This window comes from Arhodomonas sp. KWT (assembly GCF_010993615.1).
Genome location: NZ_WNXE01000733.1, coordinates 1 through 834, shown reverse-complemented (window position 1 = coordinate 834; position 834 = coordinate 1). Strand labels below are relative to the sequence as shown.

Annotated in this window: 1 protein-coding gene and 1 pseudogene; both read right to left on the bottom strand. The window is 71.3% G+C overall.

Annotation, left to right across the window (positions count from 1 at the left end; all coding sequences use genetic code 11):
* Window positions 1-191 (bottom strand): hypothetical protein (locus tag G7A99_RS22050; RefSeq protein WP_163144120.1); only part of this gene is annotated, 191 nt, incomplete at its 3' end.
* Between the two features lie 207 nt (window positions 192-398).
* A pseudogene (locus G7A99_RS22045) lies at window positions 399-834 on the bottom strand (hydrolase); the annotation flags it as partial.

Below are 834 nucleotides of genomic sequence, written 5' to 3'. Positions count from 1 at the left end.
GTGGAGATGTAACCACCGCCGTCGATCCCGTACCAGTACTCGGCCTGCACGGCGGCGGCCGAGGCGGCCCCGGGCAGGGTGCTGCCGAGCAGCAGGGTGGCGAGGGCGATGCGTAGCGGGGTCCGTCCCTGGCGTTCACGACCGGCGCTGCGGTTTCCCTCGCTGCGCGTCCGCTGGCCGAATTGGCTCATGGGAATGCCTCCAGGCGACACGGATTTGGGTTTCGCGGGAGGCACGGGCGGACACATGAGTCCCTTGCGGCGGGCGTGACGCCCGTCGTGGCCTGACATGTGCTGGGAATACCCCAGTGCCCGTGAGCCCCCCGACTCGGGGACGCAGTCTAAAGAGGGTGAAACGCGGCAAAGACCGCCACGATCACGGGGGTTTCGTGGGCAGGGTCACAGAATGGCGGATGCTGCGGCGATCCAGTGAGGTACTCGACGTTCCAGCCAGTAGTCCGCGGCGAGGGGGTGCGGACCGCCCACGAATCCTACATGACCGCCCCGGGGCTGGCGCTCCAGCCGGGTCCGCGGGCCCAGCGCGGAGGCCGTGGGGATGGTGGATGCCGGCACGAACGGGTCGTCCTCGGCCTGGATCAGCAGGCAGGGGCGGGTCACGGCCGCGAGCCGACCGGCGGTGCTGGCCCGCCGGTAGTAGTCGGCGGCGTTGCGGAAGCCGTGCAGCGGCGCGGTGATGCGCTCGTCGAACGCCCTCAGCGAGCGGATGCCGGTGAGCGCGGGCACCGGTGCACCGTTGTGGCGGGCGCGCCGGCGCAGCAGGCGTCGCAGGCCGTTGAGCAGGTAGGCCTGGTAGACGCGGGCGAATCCGCGGTCG